Origin of the sequence: Enterococcus sp. DIV1758, assembly GCF_051711985.1 — a bacterium.
GTDB lineage: Bacteria > Bacillota > Bacilli > Lactobacillales > Enterococcaceae > Enterococcus > Enterococcus faecalis.
The window spans coordinates 2,715,716-2,735,000 of record NZ_JBIOOA010000001.1 but is presented as its reverse complement, the minus strand read 5'-3'; the positions used below and the strand labels follow the sequence as shown (position 1 = coordinate 2,735,000).

13 protein-coding genes, 8 tRNA genes and 2 rRNA genes (1 of these 23 only partly in view) are annotated in these 19,285 nt (G+C 40.1%); 21 read left to right on the top strand and 2 right to left on the bottom strand.

Annotated elements, in window-relative coordinates:
* The 10 genes from IGJ52_RS13275 to IGJ52_RS13230 all read left to right on the top strand — a co-directional run.
* Positions 1-219 (top strand): 23S ribosomal RNA (locus IGJ52_RS13275); it begins 2,694 nt to the left of the window's first position.
* 96 nt (positions 220-315) lie between these two features.
* Positions 316-431, top strand: a 5S ribosomal RNA gene (rrf, locus tag IGJ52_RS13270).
* Positions 432-445: 14 nt separating this feature from the next.
* Positions 446-518, top strand: a tRNA-Val gene (locus tag IGJ52_RS13265).
* A 6-nt stretch (positions 519-524) separates the two neighbouring features.
* Positions 525-597: transfer RNA gene (locus IGJ52_RS13260), tRNA-Lys, on the top strand.
* Positions 598-613: 16 nt separating this feature from the next.
* Positions 614-695 (top strand) — tRNA-Leu (locus tag IGJ52_RS13255).
* Between the two features lie 6 nt (positions 696-701).
* Positions 702-777: transfer RNA gene (locus tag IGJ52_RS13250), tRNA-Thr, on the top strand.
* 4 nt (positions 778-781) lie between these two features.
* Positions 782-853 (top strand) — tRNA-Gly (locus tag IGJ52_RS13245).
* Between the two features lie 15 nt (positions 854-868).
* A tRNA-Leu gene (locus IGJ52_RS13240) sits at positions 869-954 on the top strand.
* A gap of 14 nt (positions 955-968) precedes the next feature.
* Positions 969-1,042: transfer RNA gene (locus IGJ52_RS13235), tRNA-Arg, on the top strand.
* Between the two features lie 89 nt (positions 1,043-1,131).
* Positions 1,132-1,205: transfer RNA gene (locus IGJ52_RS13230), tRNA-Pro, on the top strand.
* A gap of 45 nt (positions 1,206-1,250) precedes the next feature.
* On the opposite strand, the gene IGJ52_RS13225 is transcribed toward IGJ52_RS13230, so the two are convergent.
* Positions 1,251-2,108, bottom strand: coding sequence for a MurR/RpiR family transcriptional regulator (locus IGJ52_RS13225; RefSeq protein WP_002354705.1), 858 nt, complete (start codon positions 2,106-2,108; stop codon positions 1,251-1,253).
* Positions 2,109-2,253: 145 nt separating this feature from the next.
* Here IGJ52_RS13225 and IGJ52_RS13220 point away from each other — a divergent pair, with 145 nt between their 5' ends.
* The 11 genes from IGJ52_RS13220 (at position 2,254) to IGJ52_RS13170 (ending at position 17,637) form a co-directional block, all read left to right on the top strand.
* On the top strand, positions 2,254-3,561 hold the full coding sequence (locus tag IGJ52_RS13220) for a PTS sugar transporter subunit IIC (RefSeq protein ID WP_010774028.1): 1,308 nt from the start codon (positions 2,254-2,256) through the stop codon (positions 3,559-3,561).
* On the top strand, positions 3,539-4,768 hold the full coding sequence (locus IGJ52_RS13215; protein ID WP_271852700.1) for an aminotransferase class I/II-fold pyridoxal phosphate-dependent enzyme: 1,230 nt from the start codon (positions 3,539-3,541) through the stop codon (positions 4,766-4,768). Before IGJ52_RS13220 ends, IGJ52_RS13215 begins: the two co-directional genes overlap by 23 nt.
* A gap of 408 nt (positions 4,769-5,176) precedes the next feature.
* Positions 5,177-5,644: a CtsR family transcriptional regulator gene (locus IGJ52_RS13210; protein ID WP_002354715.1), complete on the top strand. Its 468-nt coding sequence runs from the start codon at positions 5,177-5,179 to the stop codon at positions 5,642-5,644.
* A gap of 2 nt (positions 5,645-5,646) precedes the next feature.
* On the top strand, positions 5,647-8,142 hold the full coding sequence (locus IGJ52_RS13205) for an ATP-dependent Clp protease ATP-binding subunit (protein ID WP_002419939.1): 2,496 nt from the start codon (positions 5,647-5,649) through the stop codon (positions 8,140-8,142).
* Positions 8,143-8,411: 269 nt separating this feature from the next.
* Positions 8,412-9,446, top strand: a complete 1,035-nt coding sequence (locus tag IGJ52_RS13200) for an FUSC family protein (RefSeq protein ID WP_002354721.1) — start codon at positions 8,412-8,414, stop codon at positions 9,444-9,446.
* Positions 9,447-9,625: 179 nt separating this feature from the next.
* Positions 9,626-10,546, top strand: coding sequence for a peptidase U32 family protein (locus IGJ52_RS13195; RefSeq protein ID WP_002354722.1), 921 nt, complete (start codon positions 9,626-9,628; stop codon positions 10,544-10,546).
* Positions 10,547-10,573: 27 nt separating this feature from the next.
* Positions 10,574-11,821, top strand: a complete 1,248-nt coding sequence (locus IGJ52_RS13190) for a peptidase U32 family protein (protein ID WP_002368523.1) — start codon at positions 10,574-10,576, stop codon at positions 11,819-11,821.
* A 23-nt stretch (positions 11,822-11,844) separates the two neighbouring features.
* Positions 11,845-13,407, top strand: a complete 1,563-nt coding sequence (locus IGJ52_RS13185; protein WP_438792170.1) for a PucR family transcriptional regulator — start codon at positions 11,845-11,847, stop codon at positions 13,405-13,407.
* Between the two features lie 287 nt (positions 13,408-13,694).
* Positions 13,695-14,969 carry a cytosine permease gene (locus IGJ52_RS13180; protein ID WP_002358943.1) on the top strand — a complete coding sequence of 425 codons (1,275 nt, stop codon included), beginning with the start codon at positions 13,695-13,697 and terminating at the stop codon, positions 14,967-14,969.
* 19 nt (positions 14,970-14,988) lie between these two features.
* Positions 14,989-16,083 (top strand): DUF917 domain-containing protein, encoded by a 1,095-nt coding sequence (locus IGJ52_RS13175; protein ID WP_002419670.1) that lies wholly within the window; start codon positions 14,989-14,991, stop codon positions 16,081-16,083.
* Entirely contained in the window at positions 16,084-17,637 is a 1,554-nt protein-coding gene (locus tag IGJ52_RS13170) for a hydantoinase/oxoprolinase N-terminal domain-containing protein (RefSeq protein WP_002419669.1), read from the top strand.
* A gap of 56 nt (positions 17,638-17,693) precedes the next feature.
* Here the strand turns inward: IGJ52_RS13170 and IGJ52_RS13165 are convergent, their stop codons facing one another.
* Positions 17,694-19,211 (bottom strand): RNA-binding domain-containing protein, encoded by a 1,518-nt coding sequence (locus IGJ52_RS13165; protein ID WP_438792169.1) that lies wholly within the window; start codon positions 19,209-19,211, stop codon positions 17,694-17,696.
* Between the last annotated feature and the right edge of the window lie 74 nt (positions 19,212-19,285).

The following is a 19,285-nucleotide window of genomic DNA, read 5'->3' as shown; positions in this document are numbered from 1 at the left end:
GCTGGTGTACCAGTTGTTCTGCCAAGGGCATTGCTGGGTAGCTATGTAGGGAAGGGATAAACGCTGAAAGCATCTAAGTGTGAAGCCCACCTCAAGATGAGATTTCCCATTTCTTTAAGAAAGTAAGACCCCTGAGAGATGATCAGGTAGATAGGTTGGAAGTGGAAGGCTAGTGATAGTTGGAGCGGACCAATACTAATCGGTCGAGGACTTAACCAAAGAATGGATAAGTAAAAGCAACTTGGTTATTTTGATTCAAACTTCAATCCAGTTTTGAGTGAATGAAGATTCAACTCAATAAGAAACAACACCCAGTGTGGTGGCGATAGCGAGAAGGATACACCTGTTCCCATGCCGAACACAGAAGTTAAGCTTCTTAGCGCCGATTGTAGTGAAGGGTTTCCCTTTGTGAGAGTAGGACGTCGCCACGCGAATTGTTGTTTTTGGAGGTTTAGCTCAGCTGGGAGAGCACCTGCCTTACAAGCAGGGGGTCAGCGGTTCGATCCCGTTAACCTCCATTTTTTGAGCCGTTAGCTCAGTTGGTAGAGCATCTGACTTTTAATCAGAGGGTCACAGGTTCGAGCCCTGTACGGCTCATATTCATATTTCATTTGCGGGTGTGGCGGAATTGGCAGACGCACTAGATTTAGGATCTAGCGCCGCAAGGCGTGGGGGTTCAAGTCCCTTCACCCGCATATTTAGCCGGCTTAGCTCAGTTGGTAGAGCATCTGATTTGTAATCAGAGGGTCGAGGGTTCAAGTCCTTTAGCCGGCACCATTTTGCGGAAATAGCTCAGTGGTAGAGCACCACCTTGCCAAGGTGGGGGTCGCGGGTTCGAACCCCGTTTTCCGCTTAGCCAATTCATTACGCCGGGGTGGCGGAACTGGCAGACGCACAGGACTTAAAATCCTGCGGTGAGTGATCACCGTACCGGTTCGATTCCGGTCCTCGGCATTGTTTTATATTTAGCACCCATAGCTCAACTGGATAGAGTGTTTGACTACGAATCAAAAGGTTAGGGGTTCGACTCCCTTTGGGTGCATAGTTGAGTGATTGACTAAGTTTTAAAAAGGTGCACGTGAGTTTCTTTTTAATTCGATAGTCTTTTTTTATTACTTTAACTTCATAGCCCGGGAAGTAGCTCAGCTTGGTAGAGCACTTGGTTTGGGACCAAGGGGTCGCAGGTTCGAATCCTGTCTTCCCGATTGTGAAAAACAGTACTGATCATCAGTACTGTTTTTTTGTTTTGTTTAAAATTTAAGTATCGAAGTAGGTGTATTTTTTTGTGATGTGTAATTCTTATCGAAATTGCGACTAAAAATACAGGAATAAAGGACATTGAGAATATATTCGATGGCTAGTTGAGAGGAAAAAGTCGAGACTTTGAAATCTGCATGTTCAACGTTAGGAATGGGCAAAATCACTGTAGCGTATTTAGCTAATTGGCTGTTCAAGTCTGAAGTAATGGCAATAATCGGGGTGCCTCCTTCTGCAAAAATCCGTGCTTCATTAACGATTTCTGCAGTGTTACCACTGTAAGAGACGAGGATGGCTACGTCATTTTTGGTGGCATTGATGGCTAAATAAAATTGTTCAGCTTGATAAGGGATTAAATGGATAAATAGCTGAATGCGTAATAACTTTGTTTGAAAATCCGTTAAGCGAATGTAGGAGTTACTGACACCCACAGCTAAAATATTTTCAGCGGTTAAAAGTAAATCAATGCTTTTATTTAACATGGCCTCGGTTAATAACTGTTGAGTGGATTGAACAGTTTCAGTCGTTAACTGCGCAATTTTCTTGGCAATTAGTAAATCAGAATCTTGCGCTAAAAAAGGCATATTCGCATCAACATTCCGGATTGCTTGGTAGTGAATTTCTAAGTCGCGGGACAAGCGGATTTTAAATTCTTTGAAACCGCTAGTTTCTGTTTTTTTACACAAACGAACAATCGTGGAAGTTGAAGAGTTGGTGGCTTCTGCTAGTTCATAAATCGACATATGCAGGACTCGTTCAGTATGAGATAAAATAAAATCAATAATTAGCCCTTCGTTATATGTATAGCGTTCTTTTTGTTCTAAACATTCGATTAGATTCAATGGGTTCACCTCTCTGTGGTACTTTGTTTCGCTTTCAGTATACCTTAAGCGTATGAATTATGAAACATAGTTACAGAATCAGTTAGTCGTATTTACATCAGAAATCGGTTTCTTTATGATGAGGATATCACAAAGGATTAAGGAGAGAAGTGAAATGGATAAGTTAACAAACTGGGTGGAGCAAACCGTAGTGCCTAAAGTTTCAAGGATTACAAGTTTACGTTATTTTCAAGCCTTAAGAAATGGTTTTTTTGCAATTATGCCGTTAACAATTATTGGGTCGATTTTTATGTTGATTACAGATTTTCCAGTAGCAGGGTATGGCGATTTTATGGCTGGAATTTTCGGTGCAGGTTGGGCGGATATGATTTCACCAGCTTATCGAGCAACTTTCAATATGATGGGAATTATTTTTGCTGGGACGATGTCCTATAAATTGGCGGAAAGTTACGAAATGGACCGTTTAACTTCATTAATTTTAGGAATTGTTGCTTACGTAGTCGTTTTACCGAAAACGGTGACTACTGAATCAGGCGAAGTTGTGACGAAAGTTTTATCGTTTGATTGGTTAGGAACGCAAGGGGTGATTACGGCCATTATTATGTCAATTCTTTCGGTTGAGTTGACTCGTTTCTGTATTAAGAAAAAATTAGTCATCAAAATGCCTGACAGCGTGCCTTCTATGGTGAGCCAAGCTTTTAGTGCATTGATTCCTGGGATTTTTGTGGTAGCGGTGGCTTTATTGATTAATGGGATTGGGCTTTCGTTTGCGGATTCCTTCCCGCAATTAATTTATGCGGTGATTCAAGCGCCACTGCAAGGTTTAATCGGAACCCCTTTTGCAATTATTATTGTGGCTGGCTTAAATGGATTGTTCTGGTGGTTTGGGATTCATCCAACTGTCATCAATTCCATGCTATATCCTATTTTATATGCGAATGCAGACAAAAACCAAAGCTTAGCGGAATTAGGACAATTAACTGCTCAAAATGGCAACTTTGGCACGGTCCAAATGCTCGATCAATTTGCTACAATTGGAGGCGCTGGTTGTACGATTGGCTTGGCTATTGCAATGGCCATCGTCGGACATTCGTCTAGAATGAAAGCCATGTCGAAAATTTCGTTTGTTCCAGCATTTTTCAATATTAATGAACCCTTGATTTTTGGACTCCCAGTTATTTTTAACCCTTTATTATTGATTCCGATTGCGGTCGCGCCGATTGTATCTGTCTTGATTGCCTTTCTGTCAATGAAAATTGGGTTCATGCCAATGTTTACAAACATTCAAGCACCATGGGCTACGCCCTTTCTGTTTTCGGGTTTTTTAGTGGGAAAATGGCAAGGTGCAGTGACGCAAGTTTTAGCTGTTGCGGCTAGTGTCGTTATTTATTATCCATTTGTAAAAGCCTTAGATCGACAATATCAAAAAGAAGAAGCCCATGAAGTACCAGAAACATTGTAGAGAAAGAGGAGTGAAGGAAATGCATGTTGAGAATGATGAAAATATTTGCTGTGAAGTGGAAAAAGGAATGGAAAAAATGTATCATCCGATGGTGCCCGAGTTGGTTCAAACCTCTTCCTTTTATTTTCCAACTTACGAAGAATTTATGGCAGCGAGTATAGATGAAAAAAATAATTATGTTTACACACGTGGCACCAACCCCACAACAGAAATTTTAGAGAAAAAAATTGCTCGTTTGGAACGTGGAGAAAAATGTAAAGTTTTTGCCTCAGGAATGGGCGCTATTTCGGCAACGCTGTTTACGTTGCTCCAACAAGGTGATCATGTTTTAATGGTCAATACAATTTATGGAGAATCTGTTTCGTTTGTGCAATATTTAGAGAAATTTGGCGTATCCTTGACCAAAGTAGACGTTACAGAAACAGAAGAACTTTTTCAATTTGTTCAGGAAAACACCAAAGTCATTTACTTTGAAAGTCCGTCCTCACAAAAGTTTGAACTGCTAGATTTAGAAAAAATAACTGCGTTAGCACAAAAAATCGGCGCATACACTGTCATTGATAATACGTGGGCGTCACCGTTATTTCAGCATCCTTTATGCCATAATGTGGACCTGGTGATTCATTCTTGTTCCAAATATATTGGTGGTCATTCGGATATTGTAGCAGGGGCTGTCATTGGCAAAGTAGCGCTTGTAGATCAAATTTTTGAACATGGTCATCAAGCATTAGGCGCAGTCAATAGTCCCTTCAATTCTTGGTTAGCGTTACGTGGTATTCGTACCATGCCTGTTCGGTTGGCGCATCAGTCTCAAGCCATCCAAACGGTACTGTCGGCTTTGCAAAAAGATCCGCGAATCAGTCGCTTATATCATCCTTTTGTAGGAAATCAACAACAACAAGCGTTAGCAGAAAAATATTTAACAGGTTATGGCTCATTGTTTGCGATTGATTTAAAAGATACCGATTTTGAACGTTTGAAAACATTTGTGAATGCATTGACGTTGGTCACAATTGGGGTCAGTTGGGGTGGTTTTGAAAGTTTGGCCTTGCCTGTATTCAAAGGCAATAACTTGGCGGCTGTTCAGAAAAGAGGCTTGTCGCCAGCGCACATTCGCATGTACGTTGGTTTGGAAGAGCCAACATCTATTATCGAAGATATTCAACAAGCCTTGGATCAAGCCTACGGCGAAGAATCGTTTTTGTGAGACATTAAGATAATCAGCTGAACAAAAGCAACTCCTTCGGAAATAAGCCGAAATTCTCCAAAAATTAAAGAACACCAGGTAGGTATCATGCAACATCAACTCGTACCTCGTTGTGTTTTATGACAATTTTCGGAAATTCCTTCTTATTGCTGAGAAACACTATTTGCAAAGCAAATAGATGTTGAACAGTACCTACTTGGTTCTTGGAGCTAAACACTTTTGTCTCAGCCTCTGTGATTCAATAACATATTTTCAATTTTAGGAGGGGAACTTAAGTCAGTTTGACTGAGGTTGCTCCTCCTGTTTTGCATTTTTTTATTAAAGTCAAAGCGTTCCTCTTTATTTAATAGGCAAAGTTCGATATAATAATGGTCAATATTAGTCAAGAGAGAAGAAGGATGGAAGACTATGAGTAATCAAAATACGTCAGATTTAATCGAGGCTTATTTAAAAAAGATTTTAGAAGAAAGTAATAAAATTGAAATCCGTCGGGCGGAAATGGCTAATTTATTTAATTGCGTTCCTTCACAAATTAACTATGTAATTAATACACGTTTTACCATCCAACGAGGCTACGCAGTTGAAAGTAAACGTGGTGGAGGCGGCTATATTCGCATTGTCAAAGTACAAATTTCAGATAACGATCAATTACTAAAACAAATGGATCAATTGATTGGCGCAACCTTAACAGAAAAAGATGCGCTAACATTTATTCAAACATTGTATGAAGAAGAAGTGATTACGAAAAAGGAAGGCAATTTAATGCTAGCTGCTTTAAGTAAAAGCACATTGAATGGCCTGGGGAATCACGAAGATTTTCTAAGAGCTCAAATAATGCGTTCATTTTTAGAGCGCTTGAGCTATGAGGAGGAATAACTATGGATGAACTATTTACAGAAAGTGCGAAAGCCGTACTGGCGATTGCCCAAGAAGAAGCGAAGTATTTTCGTCATCAATCCGTCGGTTCTGAGCATTTATTATTAGCACTCGTTTTAGAACCGAATGGGATTGCCGGAAAAACATTACGACAATTGAATACTGACACAGAAGACATCCGTGAAGAAATTGAGCATTTAAGTGGCTATGGCACCATGCAAAGTCCAATGGGGAATAACAACTTATACTTACCTTATTCACCAAGAGCCAAACAAATCTTTGCCTATGCGGGAGATGAAGCGAAGCGCTTAGGGGCTCAAAAGATTGGTACCGAGCATTTATTATTAGGCTTGTTAAGAGACGAAGAAATTTTAGCGTCTAGAATTTTAGTGAATTTAGGATTAAGTCTATCCAAAATGCGTCAATTATTATTGAAAAAAATGGGCGTTTCCGAACCCAATGGTGCACAACGTCGTCGGAATGGTCAAAATAAAAATGCGCCACAAGGGACGCCAACATTGGATTCTTTAGCGAGGGATTTAACCAAGTTAGCACGAGAACAAAGCTTGGATCCAGTAGTTGGTCGCGGGACCGAAGTCCGTCGCTTGATTCAAATTTTGAGTCGCCGTACCAAAAACAATCCTGTCCTAGTCGGTGAACCAGGCGTTGGGAAAACAGCGATAGCAGAAGGCTTAGCCCAGAAAATTGTCAACCGGGAAGTCCCTGAAGATATGCAAGGCAAACGTTTAATGATGCTAGACATGGGTGCCTTGGTTGCTGGAACCAAATATCGAGGTGAGTTCGAAGATCGCTTGAAAAAAGTTGTCGATGAAATCTATCAAGATGGACAAGTCATTTTATTTATCGACGAATTGCATACCTTGATCGGTGCTGGCGGTGCAGAAGGGGCGATCGATGCTTCAAATATTTTAAAACCTGCTTTAGCACGTGGTGAGTTGCAAACAATTGGTGCGACAACTCTGGATGAATACCAAAAATATATTGAAAAAGATGCCGCTTTGGAACGTCGTTTTGCCCGTATTCAAGTAGCAGAACCAACGCCAGAAGAAGCAGAAGAAATTCTAAAAGGCTTGCGTTCACGCTATGAAAAACATCATGGCGTAGAAATTACAGATGAAGCTCTACATGCGGCGGTTCAATTATCGATTCGCTATTTAAATGACCGCCAATTACCAGATAAAGCAATTGATTTAATGGACGAATCTGCAGCAAAAGTTCGTTTAGATAAGGCAGATCAACCTTCAGAAATTAATGAATTGCGTACCGAAATTTCTCATTTAATTACGGAAAAAGAAGAGGCCATTCAAAACCAATCATTTGAAAGTGCCGCTCGGATTCGTCAAAAAGAAAAACAAGTGATGGAAAAACTAGAAGAATTGATTGCAGTGAAAGAAAAAAGTCTGTCTGGTTACAGTACGCAAGTAACAGAAGAAGACGTGGCTGGGGTTGTTTCACAATGGACAGGCGTTCCTTTGCAGCAGCTAGAGAAGAAAGAAAGCGAACGATTGATGGAATTAGAAACCATTTTACATCAACGGGTCGTTGGCCAAAATGAAGCAGTTGAAGCTGTTTCACGCGCTATCCGTCGTGCGCGTAGTGGCTTGAAAGACCCAGCAAGACCGATTGGTTCCTTCATGTTCTTAGGACCAACAGGGGTTGGGAAAACAGAACTTGCCAAAGCCTTAGCCGAAGCGATGTTTGGCAGCGAAGAAGCGTTGATTCGCGTGGATATGTCTGAGTTTATGGAAAAATACAGTACTAGCCGTTTAATCGGTTCTCCTCCAGGTTATGTCGGCTACGAAGAAGGCGGCCAACTAACTGAAAAAATTCGTCAACGTCCTTATTCCGTTATTTTGCTAGATGAAGTAGAAAAAGCCCATCCAGATGTCTTTAATATTTTATTACAAGTCTTAGATGATGGCCATTTAACGGATGCCAAAGGACGAAAAGTCGATTTCCGTAACACGATTTTAATCATGACCTCCAACTTAGGGGCAACAGCGATTCGTGAAGAAAAACATGTCGGCTTCAATGTGAAAGACATTTCTAAAAATCATGAATTAATGCAAAAACGAATCATGGAAGAATTGAAAAAAGCTTTCCGTCCAGAGTTCTTAAACCGAATTGACGAAACGGTTGTCTTCCATTCCTTGAAACAAGAGGAAATTCATGAAATCGTAAAAATTATGAGTCAATCTGTCGTGAAACGGATGGCCGAACAAGAGGTTAAAGTGAAAATCACACCAGCTGCAATTGAAGTTATTGGTAAAGTTGGGTTTGATCCAGAATATGGCGCACGTCCAATTCGTCGGGCCTTACAAAAAGAAGTGGAAGATCGTTTAAGTGAAGCCCTTCTTTCCGGTCAAATTCAGTTAGGGGATAAAGTAACCTTAGGTGCTAGCAAAGGCAAAATTACGTTAAATGTGCGGGCACCAAAAGCACCAAAGACAGAAGCGAAAGAATTACAAACTGTATAGATGAGATGCAAAGGAGGTCGGGACAGAAGTGTTTAACTCCGAGAAATAAGAAGGAATTTCCGAAAATTGTTCTTTAATTTTTGGAGAATTTCGGCTTATTTCCGAAGGGGTTGCTTCTGTTCCCGCCGTTTATCAGTTTTTGAGCGTGGGACAAAAATCCAAAGTGATTTTTGTCCCACGCTCCTTTTTCTATTTTTCCAGTGGCGATTTCTTTTTGAGAATTGCCAGATTGATTTTTCTGTGCTACGTTAATAAGGAGGGGTGATGGAATGGAACAATCTTTTTTTCGAGAATTACTACATTATCAACGTCCAAAGGATAATCCTTTTCGACTAGTGTTTGCTGGCTTGGTTATGTTCAGCATTCTTTTTTTGGGCTATATCAATCATCAATTATTGATTTCAAGCTTTGGCTCGTTAGGTATTTTTACTTTTTTATATTATCAGCCGCTACCATTAAAACAGTTAATGACTCGTTTATCTGTGGTCGGTAGTTACCTTTTTTTAGGAAATTTGTTAGGCATGTTATCGACCCATATTGCATGGCTCATTCCCATTGTTGTTGCACTGGTCGGTTTTGGTGGCCGCTTTTTCTTTGAAGTCTACGATATTTCAAAACCAGGGGCCTTCTTTGGTGTGATGGTGACAGCGATGGGTGCCAGTACGAGCATTCCGTTAGCAAAAATTCCGTTCATGAGTGGCTGTATGTTATTAGGCATTGGCTTTTCCATTTTGTTTGCACTAGTGTTGCATTTTACAGAGAAGGAAATCAGTGCCCCGCTAGCTAAGCGATCATTACGGGAACGAATTTATCGGCATCCAGAAGCGCCATTAGATAGCATATATTATAGCTTTGTCTTATTTTTTGCTGTATATATCAGCGAAAGTTTACATTTACAGAATCCGTATTGGTTAGTCGTTTCCTGTGCATCCATTTTACAAGGAGACAATTTACGTGCGATTAAGCAGCGAAATATTCAGCGAATTTTTGGCACAACGATTGGATTGGTTATTTCCGCTTTTCTGCTTAATTTAGCTTTGACAACTTTTGAATCGATTGTCGTGATTACAATCTTATTTGTGACCGTTGAGTATTTTATTCGTCGTAATTATGGATTGGCGCAATTTTTCACAACGCCTATGGCTCTGATGCTGTCATTGCTCGTTCGTCAGCAGTACGTGATAACGTTGATTCAATTCCGCTTTTTGGGGATTGTTTTAGGCAGCTTGTTAGGCTTAGCGGCAGCGTGGTTATTCACCGTTGTAGTAACGTTTTATGAACGAAAATACCACTTGAATGAGTGACCAAAGAACAGATGATCAGTAATTAAAAAAGAACATTTGGTAGGTAAGCGGATGGTGCTTCTCTACCAAAATTTTTTTCGGAAACATTGTGAAAAATGTACGTTTAATACAGATAAGCTCTTTTAAAGTTTGTGAACGTATGATACTATTAAACGGTCATAAAGAAGGAGGCTATATTTATGATTGAACTGATTGCAACTGCAGAATCTGTTGAGCAGGCTGTAGAATTACTCGCAACAGGTGTGGATACATTATATATTGGAGAAGAAACATTCGGGTTGCGTTTGCCCGTATCTTTTACACGAGATGAACAACGCGAGATTGTGAAACGTGCACATGAAATGGGCAAACAAGTGCTAGTTGCAGTAAATGGCATTATGCACCCTGAAAAAATGAAATTAGTCCCAGAGTATCTGACATTTTTAAAAGAAATCAACGTCGATAAAATTACTTTGGGTGATCCAGGTATTGTGTTTATTATGCAACGAGATGGATTAGAAATTCCTTACGTTTATGATGGTGAAACCTTAGTAACGAGCTCACGTCAAATCAATTTTTGGAGTAAACGAGGAGCCATCGGAGCTGTTCTAGCTCGGGAAGTACCTTTTGAAGAAATGGTAGCAATGGAAGAAAACTTAGCAGTTCCAGCTGAAATTCTTGTCTATGGGGCGACGTGTATTCATCAATCGAAACGCCCATTAATTCAAAATTACTACAATTACACAAAGAACGACAAAGGGGTTACGAAAGACGAAGGGCTGTTTATTTCTGAACCCAAAAAACCAGAAACCCACTATTCCATTTATGAAGATAGTCATGGTACGCATATTTTTGCCAATAACGATGTGAACTTGATGAATGAGTTAACAAACTTGTATGACCATCACTATCGCACATGGAAGCTCGATGGCCTTTACACGCCAGGTGAAAATTTTGTCGCGATTGCTCGCTTATTTGCTGAAGCGAAAGCAGCACTTGAAGCGGGAACTTGGTCAGAAGATCAAGCAGCTCATGCAACAGCTGAAATTGAAAAATTACATCCAACAGGTCGTGGCTTAGACAATGGTTTCTTTGATTTAAGTGCCGACGCAATAAAATAAATTGATTCATTTAAGGGGAAGAAGAACATGAAAGTAATGACAGAACGAACATTGAAGCGTCCCGAGGTGTTGGCTCCAGCCGGGACGCTAGAAAAACTAAAAGTCGCAATTCGTTACGGTGCCGATGCCGTTTATATCGGAGGGAATGCCTACGGTCTGCGTAGCCGCGCAGGAAATTTCACGCCAGAAGAAATGGCGGAAGGCGTAGCCTTTGCCCGCGAACATAATGCGAAAGTTTATGTTGCTGCCAATATGGTCACTCATGAAGGAAACCAGGAAGGGGCAGGAGCGTTTTTCAGAGAATTGCGAGACATCGGAATTTCAGCTGTGATTGTTTCCGATCCAGCTTTAATCGAAATTTGTGCGACAGAAGCACCAGGTTTACCCATCCATTTATCGACACAAGCTTCAGCAACCAACTATGAAACATTAGAATTTTGGAAAAATGAAGGCTTAGAACGTGTGGTTTTAGCGCGCGAAGTTTCAATGGAGGAAGTTGCAGCGATTCGTGAAAATACGGACATTGAAATTGAAGCCTTTATTCATGGAGCAATGTGTATTTCTTATTCAGGTCGTTGTACTTTATCCAACCATATGTCGATGCGGGATGCCAATCGTGGCGGTTGCTCTCAATCTTGTCGTTGGAAATACGAGTTATTTGATATGCCTTTTGGGACAGAACGTCGGAGCAAAACCAGTGAAGGGGAAGTTGAAGAAGAGTTTTCAATGAGCGCCGTAGATATGTCTATGATTGAACATATTCCAGAGTTAATTGAAAATGGTGTCGATAGTTTTAAAATTGAAGGCCGTATGAAATCCATTCACTATGTTTCGACAGTCGCTAATGTGTATAAAAAAGCCGTCGATTCTTACATGGAAGATCCTGAAAACTATGTCTGCCAACAAGAGTGGATTGATGAATTATGGAAAGTAGCACAACGTGAGTTAGCAACTGGTTTTTATTACAATACACCAAGTGAAAATGAACAATTATTCGGCGAACGTCGTAAAATTCCACAATATAAATTTGTTGGCGAAGTGATTGCGTACAACGAAAAGACGCAAGTCGCGACAATTCGTCAACGGAACCTTTTCAGTGTCGGCGATGAAATTGAATTTTATGGTCCCGGGTTTACCCATTTCCACCAAACCGTCAAAGAGATGTATAATGAAGACGGTGAAGCGATCGATCGGGCACCTAATCCCATGATGTTATTAACAATGGAAGTGACGCAACCTGTTGCAGTCGGCGATATGATTCGTAAGAAAAAATAAACCAGCCAAAAGGAGGAGTAAATATGAGTGTCCGTGTGAATGATTTATTAAAATTACCGTCTTTGCGAGAAGCAACGGTACTTTCTGGTAAAAACCAATTGGACACATCTGTTGCTTCTCTTTCTTTTTTAGAAGTCTCTGATATGTCTTTGTTTTCGGAAAAACTTCACAAAACAAATGAATACCATGCTGGTGAAATTTTGATTGGTTCATTTTGTGCCATTCGTCATGATGTGGTGAAGCAATGCGAAACGATTCGGCATCTACATGAATTAGGCGAGGTAGGCCTAATCTTGTACTACGTCGGGATTATCGTACCGAAAGTTGCAGAGGAAGTGATTCAATTAGCGGATTCTTTAGGTTTTATTTTAATCCAAATGCCTAAAAACGATCCCACATTACGCTATAACGAAGTCATTTATGAAGTCATGAAATTGTTAGTCAATAAAAATAAAATGACTTCTTTTGCAACGGACCTCTTGGAAAAAGTTTCCCTTTTGCCTGAACAAAACCGCAGTGTGGAAATGACCTTGAAAATCCTATCCGATTTTTTAAAAGTCAATATTGCGTTAACCACCTATACCAATGAAATCATCAGTACCATCAATTGGCCGCGAAGCACGAAATTACCCTTAACCAAGTTACTTTATCAATCACAAGAGAAAGTAGCGTTGGGAGAAACGACCTACTTCATTACCTCGCAAAAACTTCCTCAGAAAGATGGACAAACATTGAAGCTTTACTTCATTCGAGAAGAAGAGCAGTTAACCTCTTTTGAGATGAATCAAGCGGTGGAAGTCGTTCAGATGGCTCTGAATTTATGGGGGAAAAACTATGACGAAGTCAGTGAGTATGCCTTAGTCCAAGCAATCATTAACGATGAAAGTGATAAGATGTACCAATTAGCCAAAAAATTAATGATTGATATTTCTTCTGTCGAAACGATGTGGCTTTTGCCTATTTGGCAACAAGGACAAGAAATCCACGCTATTCAGCAAGATTTGAAAGATTTCCTATGTTACTATTACCAAACAACGATTGTCCAGCAAACAGAAAATTACCTGATTGTTCTCTTAGGTAATTATTTACACAAACAGCCTGAAGCCACGATTAGTAAAGAATACTTGCAAGCCACAGACTATCAGGACTATTTAGGTGAAATCATCCTTTGTCCGAAAGTTCGTAACACGACTGAAGTGCGTGTCAGCTACCAAACTGCTAATCAAGTCGCGCCGTTTTTAAAGCGTGTCTATCCACAAAGAAAAGTGTTATCAATCGCGGAAATTCGTACAGTTCAACAAATGATGACGTGTCTCCAAGCAGGAGAAGAAGCAATCCAACAACGCTTAGCAGTTATCCAACCTCTCTTAAAAGAATCAGAACAGTTAATGACATTAGGGACGTTTTTACTAGATGCAAGTAGTGATTTTAAAGAATGCGGAGAACGCCTATTTGTTCATAAAAATACGGTCAAATATCGTATCAGTAAAATTAATGAAGCGCTCGGCTATGATATGACCAACGCCGCCGAAGCCTATGAAGTCTATTTGGCGATGATCTTATATCGCTTGGTCACGAATGAATGAAAAAAGCAGACAGAGGTCGGGGCAGAAGTGTTTAACTCCGAGGAATAAGAAGGAATTTCCGAAAATTGTTCTTTAATTTTTGGAGAATTTCGGCTTATTTCCGAAGGAGTTGCTTCTGTTTCCGCCGTTTATCAATTTTTAAGCCTGGGACAAAAATCCAAAGTGATTTTTGTCCCAGGCTCTTGTCTGCTTTTTATTTTAAGCCAAAACTTCCTTGATATTTTTTTCAATTTGAAAAAGACCTATGACTGATTTTTCGTTATAATTGAAAAAATAATTAAGGAGGAATGAGAATGAAATTAAAAAACGAGCAACAACAATCGTGGCTTAGCTTAGCATTTGTTTGGGCGGGCGCAATGATTAGCGTGCCAGGATTAATTATTGGAGGAACGTTAGTTGCAGGTATGCCTTTATGGGAAGCTTTGTTAACAGGATTTATTGGTTACGGTATTATTGTTATTTTAATGATTTTACAAGGAATTCAAAGTTCCGACTTACAAGAACCTTCTGTCAAAGTCGCTTCTCAAGTGTTTGGCATTCAAGGTTCGCAAAAGATTATTTCCATTATTCTAGCGATTGCTTGCTTAGGTTGGTTTGGTTTGCAAGCCAATGTCAGCGGTGGCGCCTTCACAAACTTTTTAAAAATTTACGGCATTGATTTACCTGTGTCGCTTTCTTCCTTAATCTGGGGAGTTATCATGCTTATTTCGGCTCTTTATGGCATAAAAATATTGAAAATTCTGAATTATTTTGCGGTTCCTGTGTTAGTTCTGGTTTGTCTTTATGGCTTGGTGGCTTCGTTAAGAAACAACGGTTGGGAAGCTGTTAGTCAATATACCCCTCAAACAGCAGGAAGCTTTATGTCAGGTCTTTCAATGACTGTCGGTTCTTTTGCATTAGGTGCAGTAATTGCTGGAGATTACTCTCAATATGTTTCTTCTCGTAAAGATGTGGTTAAAGCGGCCACCTTAGGGATTTTACCGACAGGCTTGTTGATGATTGGCGTTGGTGCGGTCTTGACCATTGCTTCGAACACCGCAGATATCACGGAAGTTTTTATGAATCTCGGTTTTCCAGTTTTAGGAATTATTGCGCTAATTTTAGCAACTTGGACCACGAATGCCGTGAATGCTTTTTCTGGCGGACTGGCCTTGATTAATGTCTTTGATATTCCAAAAGAAAAAGAAAAAGTCGCTGTCGGTGCGGCCGGCGCCATTGGGACCTTATTAGCAGTTGTGGGGATTTTAAATTACTTTACGCCGATTATGTCCGTCCTTTCTGCGATGGTTCCACCAGTGGCTGGTGTAATGATTGCTGCCTATTGGTTGATTAACAAAGGCGATCGAACCAAATGGCAGCCAACGCCTGGCGTGAATAAATTAGGTGTTTTTTCATGGCTAATTGGTGCTGCAGTGGGGGGCATTCCGGTGATTATGAGTTTCTTTCCCAATGCCCCTCAATTGCCTAACCAACCGCTAATTGGCATTGTTTTATCGTTTGTTATTTATTATTTCGGTGCAAAACGTCAACAGACGAACACCGAATCATTAGAAATGGAATGAAGAAGAGGAGTGTCGGAGAATGCGTTATTTAGATGCAGAAGCAATTGAGAATATAGCCACAGGAGCAGCTTTTTTAGGGACAGGAGGTGGCGGTGATCCCTACATTGGTAAAATGATGGCTTTGTCCGCCATCGAAGAAAACGGACCTGTCAAACTGGTTTCTCCAGAAGAAATTGCCGCGGAGGATTTTTTCCTACCCGCCGCAATGATGGGTGCCCCATCTGTCGCAATTGAAAAATTTCCCAAAGGCGACGAATTTGTCCGTGTCTTTGAGAAGTTAGGAAAATATTTAGACCAAGACACGATTGCGGGGACCTTTCCAATGGAAGCAGGGGGCGTCAATTCAATGATTCCAATTGTTGTTGCAGCGAAGCTAGGCATTCCCTTGGTGGATTGTGATGGTATGGGTCGGGCCTTTCCAGAATTGCCTATGGTAACGTTCCATTTGAATGGGATGTCAGCGACCCCTATGGCAATTACCGATGAAAAAGGAAATATTGGCATTATGGAAACGATTGATAATACTTGGACAGAACGTCTTGCTCGTGTTCAAACGGTTGAAATGGGCGCCAGTGCTTTAGTGAGCATTTATCCCGCGACAGGCAAACAATTACAAGACTATGGTATTCACAACATCGTGACATTATCAGAAGAAATTGGCAAAGTGATTCGAGGTACCTATGCAGATGAACAAGAAAAACGCCAAGCATTAGTAGAAGTTACGGATGGCTTTGAATTGTTCCAAGGAAAAATTCTAGATGTAGAACGAGAAGTAAAAGGTGGCTTCAATTTGGGACGTGTCAAATTGAGTGGCTTAAACAGTGATGCTGGTTCAGAAGCAGTTGTCCATTTTCAAAATGAAAATTTAATTGCCGAGAAAGATGGCCAGGTGATTGCGATGACGCCTGATTTGATTTGTATGGTAGATTTGGAAACTTTAACGCCTGTGACAACAGAAAGCTTGAAATACGGCAAACGTGTCCAAGTAATGGGCTTGAAAGCGAATGCCGCTTGGCGAACGAAAAAAGGTATCGAAACAGTGGGTCCTCGGTATTTCGGCTACGAAATGGATTATCAACCACTAGAAAACTTAGTAGCGAAGGAGGACAAATAAATGTATAAAATCGGTATCGATGTCGGCGGCACAAATACAGATGCTGTTATTTTAGATCATCAATTAAACTTGATTCATTCAGTGAAAGTTCCAACAACCGATGATATTCAAACAGGGATTGCCGGTGCCTTAAATAAAGTCTTGGCAGAATCAGCAGTGGACCCAACCAAAGTCACACATGCAATGTTGGGCACGACCCAATGTACGAATGCCATTGTTGAACGAAAAAAATTAGCAAAAGTTGGGGTCCTTCGTTTGGGCTATCCAGCAACCGCTTCGGTCTTGCCTTACACAGCTTGGCCCAAGGACTTAGTGGCTACTCTTTCAGAAACGTATGCTTTAGCACATGGTGGCTACGAATATGATGGACAACAATTGACTGCACTGGACGAAGAAGAATTACGTGGGATTTTGGCCTCTTGGCGAGGAGAAGTAGAGGCAATCGCAGTAATTGGCGTTTTTTCTTCTTTAAAAAGTGACCAAGAATTGTTTGTTCAAGCGCTTGCGAAGGAAGTGTTAGGGGCAGATGTTCCTGTATCTTGCTCCTCAATGATTGGGTCTGTCGGTTTAATTGAACGGGAAAATGCAACAATTTTGAATGCTGCGTTGCACAAAGTAATTAAAGTGACCAGCGAAGGCTTTGAACAAGCCTTAGAACAAGAAAAAATTCATCACGCCCAAGTGTACTTATGTCAAAATGATGGTACGTTAATGTCGTTAACGTATGCCAAACAGTTTCCTATTTTAACCATTGCTTGTGGACCAACAAATAGTATTCGTGGCGCTTCTTACTTAGCTGGTTTGAAAGATGCGGTTGTTTTAGATGTTGGTGGCACAACGTCAGACATTGGCGTGTTAGTGGATGGCTTTCCAAGAGAATCTTCACTGGCCGTTGATGTTGGCGGAGTACGGACCAATTTTAGAATGCCAGATATCGTGTCAATCGGTGTCGGCGGCGGCAGTCTAGTGCGTGAACAACCAGATGGTTCTGTGACAGTTGGCCCCGACAGTGTCGGCTACCGTATTACACAAGAGGCCCTTGTTTTTGGCGGCACACAATTAACGACCACTGATATTGCGGTTCGCTTAGGCCATGCCCAAGTCGGTGATCCTAGCAAAGTAGCTCATTTAGACCAAACGTTTGCGGAAAAAGTGTACCAAAAAATTGGCGAATTGGTCAGTGAAGCGATTGATCGCATGAAAACCAGTTCTGCAGACGTGACGGTCGTTTTAGTTGGTGGTGGAAGTATTATCATCCCCGAAGAATTGACAGGTGTTAAAGCGCTAATTCGCAACGAAAACGGGGCAGTGGCGAATGCCATCGGTGCCTCTATCGCTCAGATTAGCGGACAATACGAACAAATTTATGTCTATTCAAAAATCCAACGAGACGCGGCGTTGGCCGATGCCCAAGAAAAAGCCGTCCAACAAGCTGAACTTGCGGGTGCAGTTCCTGGCACAATCGAGTTAGTCGAGGTGGAAGAAACACCACTCGCCTATCATCCAGAAAATGCAACACGCTTACGAGTAAAAGTGGTTGGGAACATGTACTAAAAGAAAGGAAATCCTCTGGCATATGAGGGTTTCCTTTTTGTGCTATAGTCTCATCTTTACTTTCGAGTCAATTCAGTTTCAATGCGTTTTAAAATCCTCTTGTTCGCAATTATACCAAGTTCTTCTGTTGAGTTAAGCATATAAATCGTTGATTTCCCATTTCCTTTGTTTAACAAAGTACCTTGTTGGACTAAGCTGGTAACGGTTTTTCTAATTTTATAGTCAGAGTACCCACTATTTTTTTGAATATCTTTAATTTTTGCTTGTCCGTGATCCATCAAGTATAAAATAATTAATTGTTCAATATCAGTATAACCTTTTAGGCTATCTTTCATATTAATTTTCCAGATTTTGATAGTGGTTGCATCGAAATAGGTATCAATATCAGGTGCTTTTAAACTATTTTTAGTCGCTGCATCTATTATTCTAGGTCCTCCAGACCCTGCCTTCTCGGCAATTCCTACTCTCCTAAACAAAGTTGAAATAATCGGATTTCTAGTGACTGAATAACTTCCATGAATAAATTCTTCTTTAGACACTTTCATTTCTCCTGGATTGTAGAACTCAATATAATCATCGTAATCTGCAATCTTAATGACATGATCTGAATCATAATACGCATGCATTAAGACATTTACCAAAGCTTCTTTTAGTGATAATAATAGATCTGATTTATAGGAACCGCGAGTCATATCTTGTGATTGTCTAAAAGTATCAGGAATTGCGAGAGCGAATTTTTCAATGACAATAGTGTAAAAAGAGAAAATATTCATCTCTGGATAGTTCATATCACCTGTGGAAACTCTATCTAACCAATCGCTATCTAATGAACTTTTTTTCTTAAAATAATCCAATTGAAACTTTTTAAACCTGTCTGTAATTGAATGATATTTTCCAAAAAATAATAGTCCGCCAGTTGTTAATTTATATACATTATCGCTGTTCATTCTATCCTTTTTCAGGACACCCAAATTTATAAGTAACTCTTCATCTGAATAATCTAAGTATTTTTGCTCCTGAGTATTTTTATAAAGTAATTCTCTATATTCTTGAATTGTTTTTGTGTTTAAATCGTCCAGAGTATAATTATTTAGTAGCTCAGTATCTATATCGTTCTGAGAATCGACAATTAGGTATTTAAATTGATTATCATCTGCTTTTCGATCACCATCATCTGTTCTTATGTAGGTATTCGTTTTATTTCCATTTAGATAAATAGGTCTTCTTTCAAATGAAGCTTTTGGGACTTTAATTTGTATAATTGATTTTCCAGCAACTTTTAATGTAATAACATCTTCATTACTCAATAAATTAGCGCTCACTTTTTTCTTGTCGTGAATAAGATTCCAAAAATCCCTAAGGATCATTTCTGGCTTATCAACGCCAACAACTCTATAGCCATCGGTTATTTCTTCTACACCTAAAATAATTATACCACCCTTAGTATTTGCAAATGCGCTGTATGTACTCCAGATATCTTTGGAAAGAGAAGTCTGTGATTTTTTGTACTCTAATTGCCAACTTTCTTTTGGATGTGAAAAGATTTCGTCTTTTAATTCTATAAATTGATTCATACGTCCCCTCCTTAGTAATAAATTCAAAAGTAAATCAAAAGTAAAAAAACTGAGTGGTATCAAGCTTTTGAGTG

Coding starts and splice junctions, on each gene's coding strand:
- IGJ52_RS13200 (WP_002354721.1), top strand. CDS start 8,412: ATGGAACAATCTTTTTTTCGAGAATTACTACATTATCAACGTCCAAAG.
- IGJ52_RS13170 (WP_002419669.1), top strand. CDS start 16,084: ATGTATAAAATCGGTATCGATGTCGGCGGCACAAATACAGATGCTGTT.
- IGJ52_RS13185 (WP_438792170.1), top strand. CDS start 11,845: ATGAGTGTCCGTGTGAATGATTTATTAAAATTACCGTCTTTGCGAGAA.
- IGJ52_RS13190 (WP_002368523.1), top strand. CDS start 10,574: ATGAAAGTAATGACAGAACGAACATTGAAGCGTCCCGAGGTGTTGGCT.
- IGJ52_RS13195 (WP_002354722.1), top strand. CDS start 9,626: ATGATTGAACTGATTGCAACTGCAGAATCTGTTGAGCAGGCTGTAGAA.
- IGJ52_RS13215 (WP_271852700.1), top strand. CDS start 3,539: ATGAAGTACCAGAAACATTGTAGAGAAAGAGGAGTGAAGGAAATGCAT.
- IGJ52_RS13180 (WP_002358943.1), top strand. CDS start 13,695: ATGAGAATGAAATTAAAAAACGAGCAACAACAATCGTGGCTTAGCTTA.
- IGJ52_RS13205 (WP_002419939.1), top strand. CDS start 5,647: ATGGATGAACTATTTACAGAAAGTGCGAAAGCCGTACTGGCGATTGCC.
- IGJ52_RS13175 (WP_002419670.1), top strand. CDS start 14,989: ATGCGTTATTTAGATGCAGAAGCAATTGAGAATATAGCCACAGGAGCA.
- IGJ52_RS13220 (WP_010774028.1), top strand. CDS start 2,254: ATGGATAAGTTAACAAACTGGGTGGAGCAAACCGTAGTGCCTAAAGTT.
- IGJ52_RS13165 (WP_438792169.1), bottom strand. CDS start 19,211: ATGAATCAATTTATAGAATTAAAAGACGAAATCTTTTCACATCCAAAA.
- IGJ52_RS13210 (WP_002354715.1), top strand. CDS start 5,177: ATGAGTAATCAAAATACGTCAGATTTAATCGAGGCTTATTTAAAAAAG.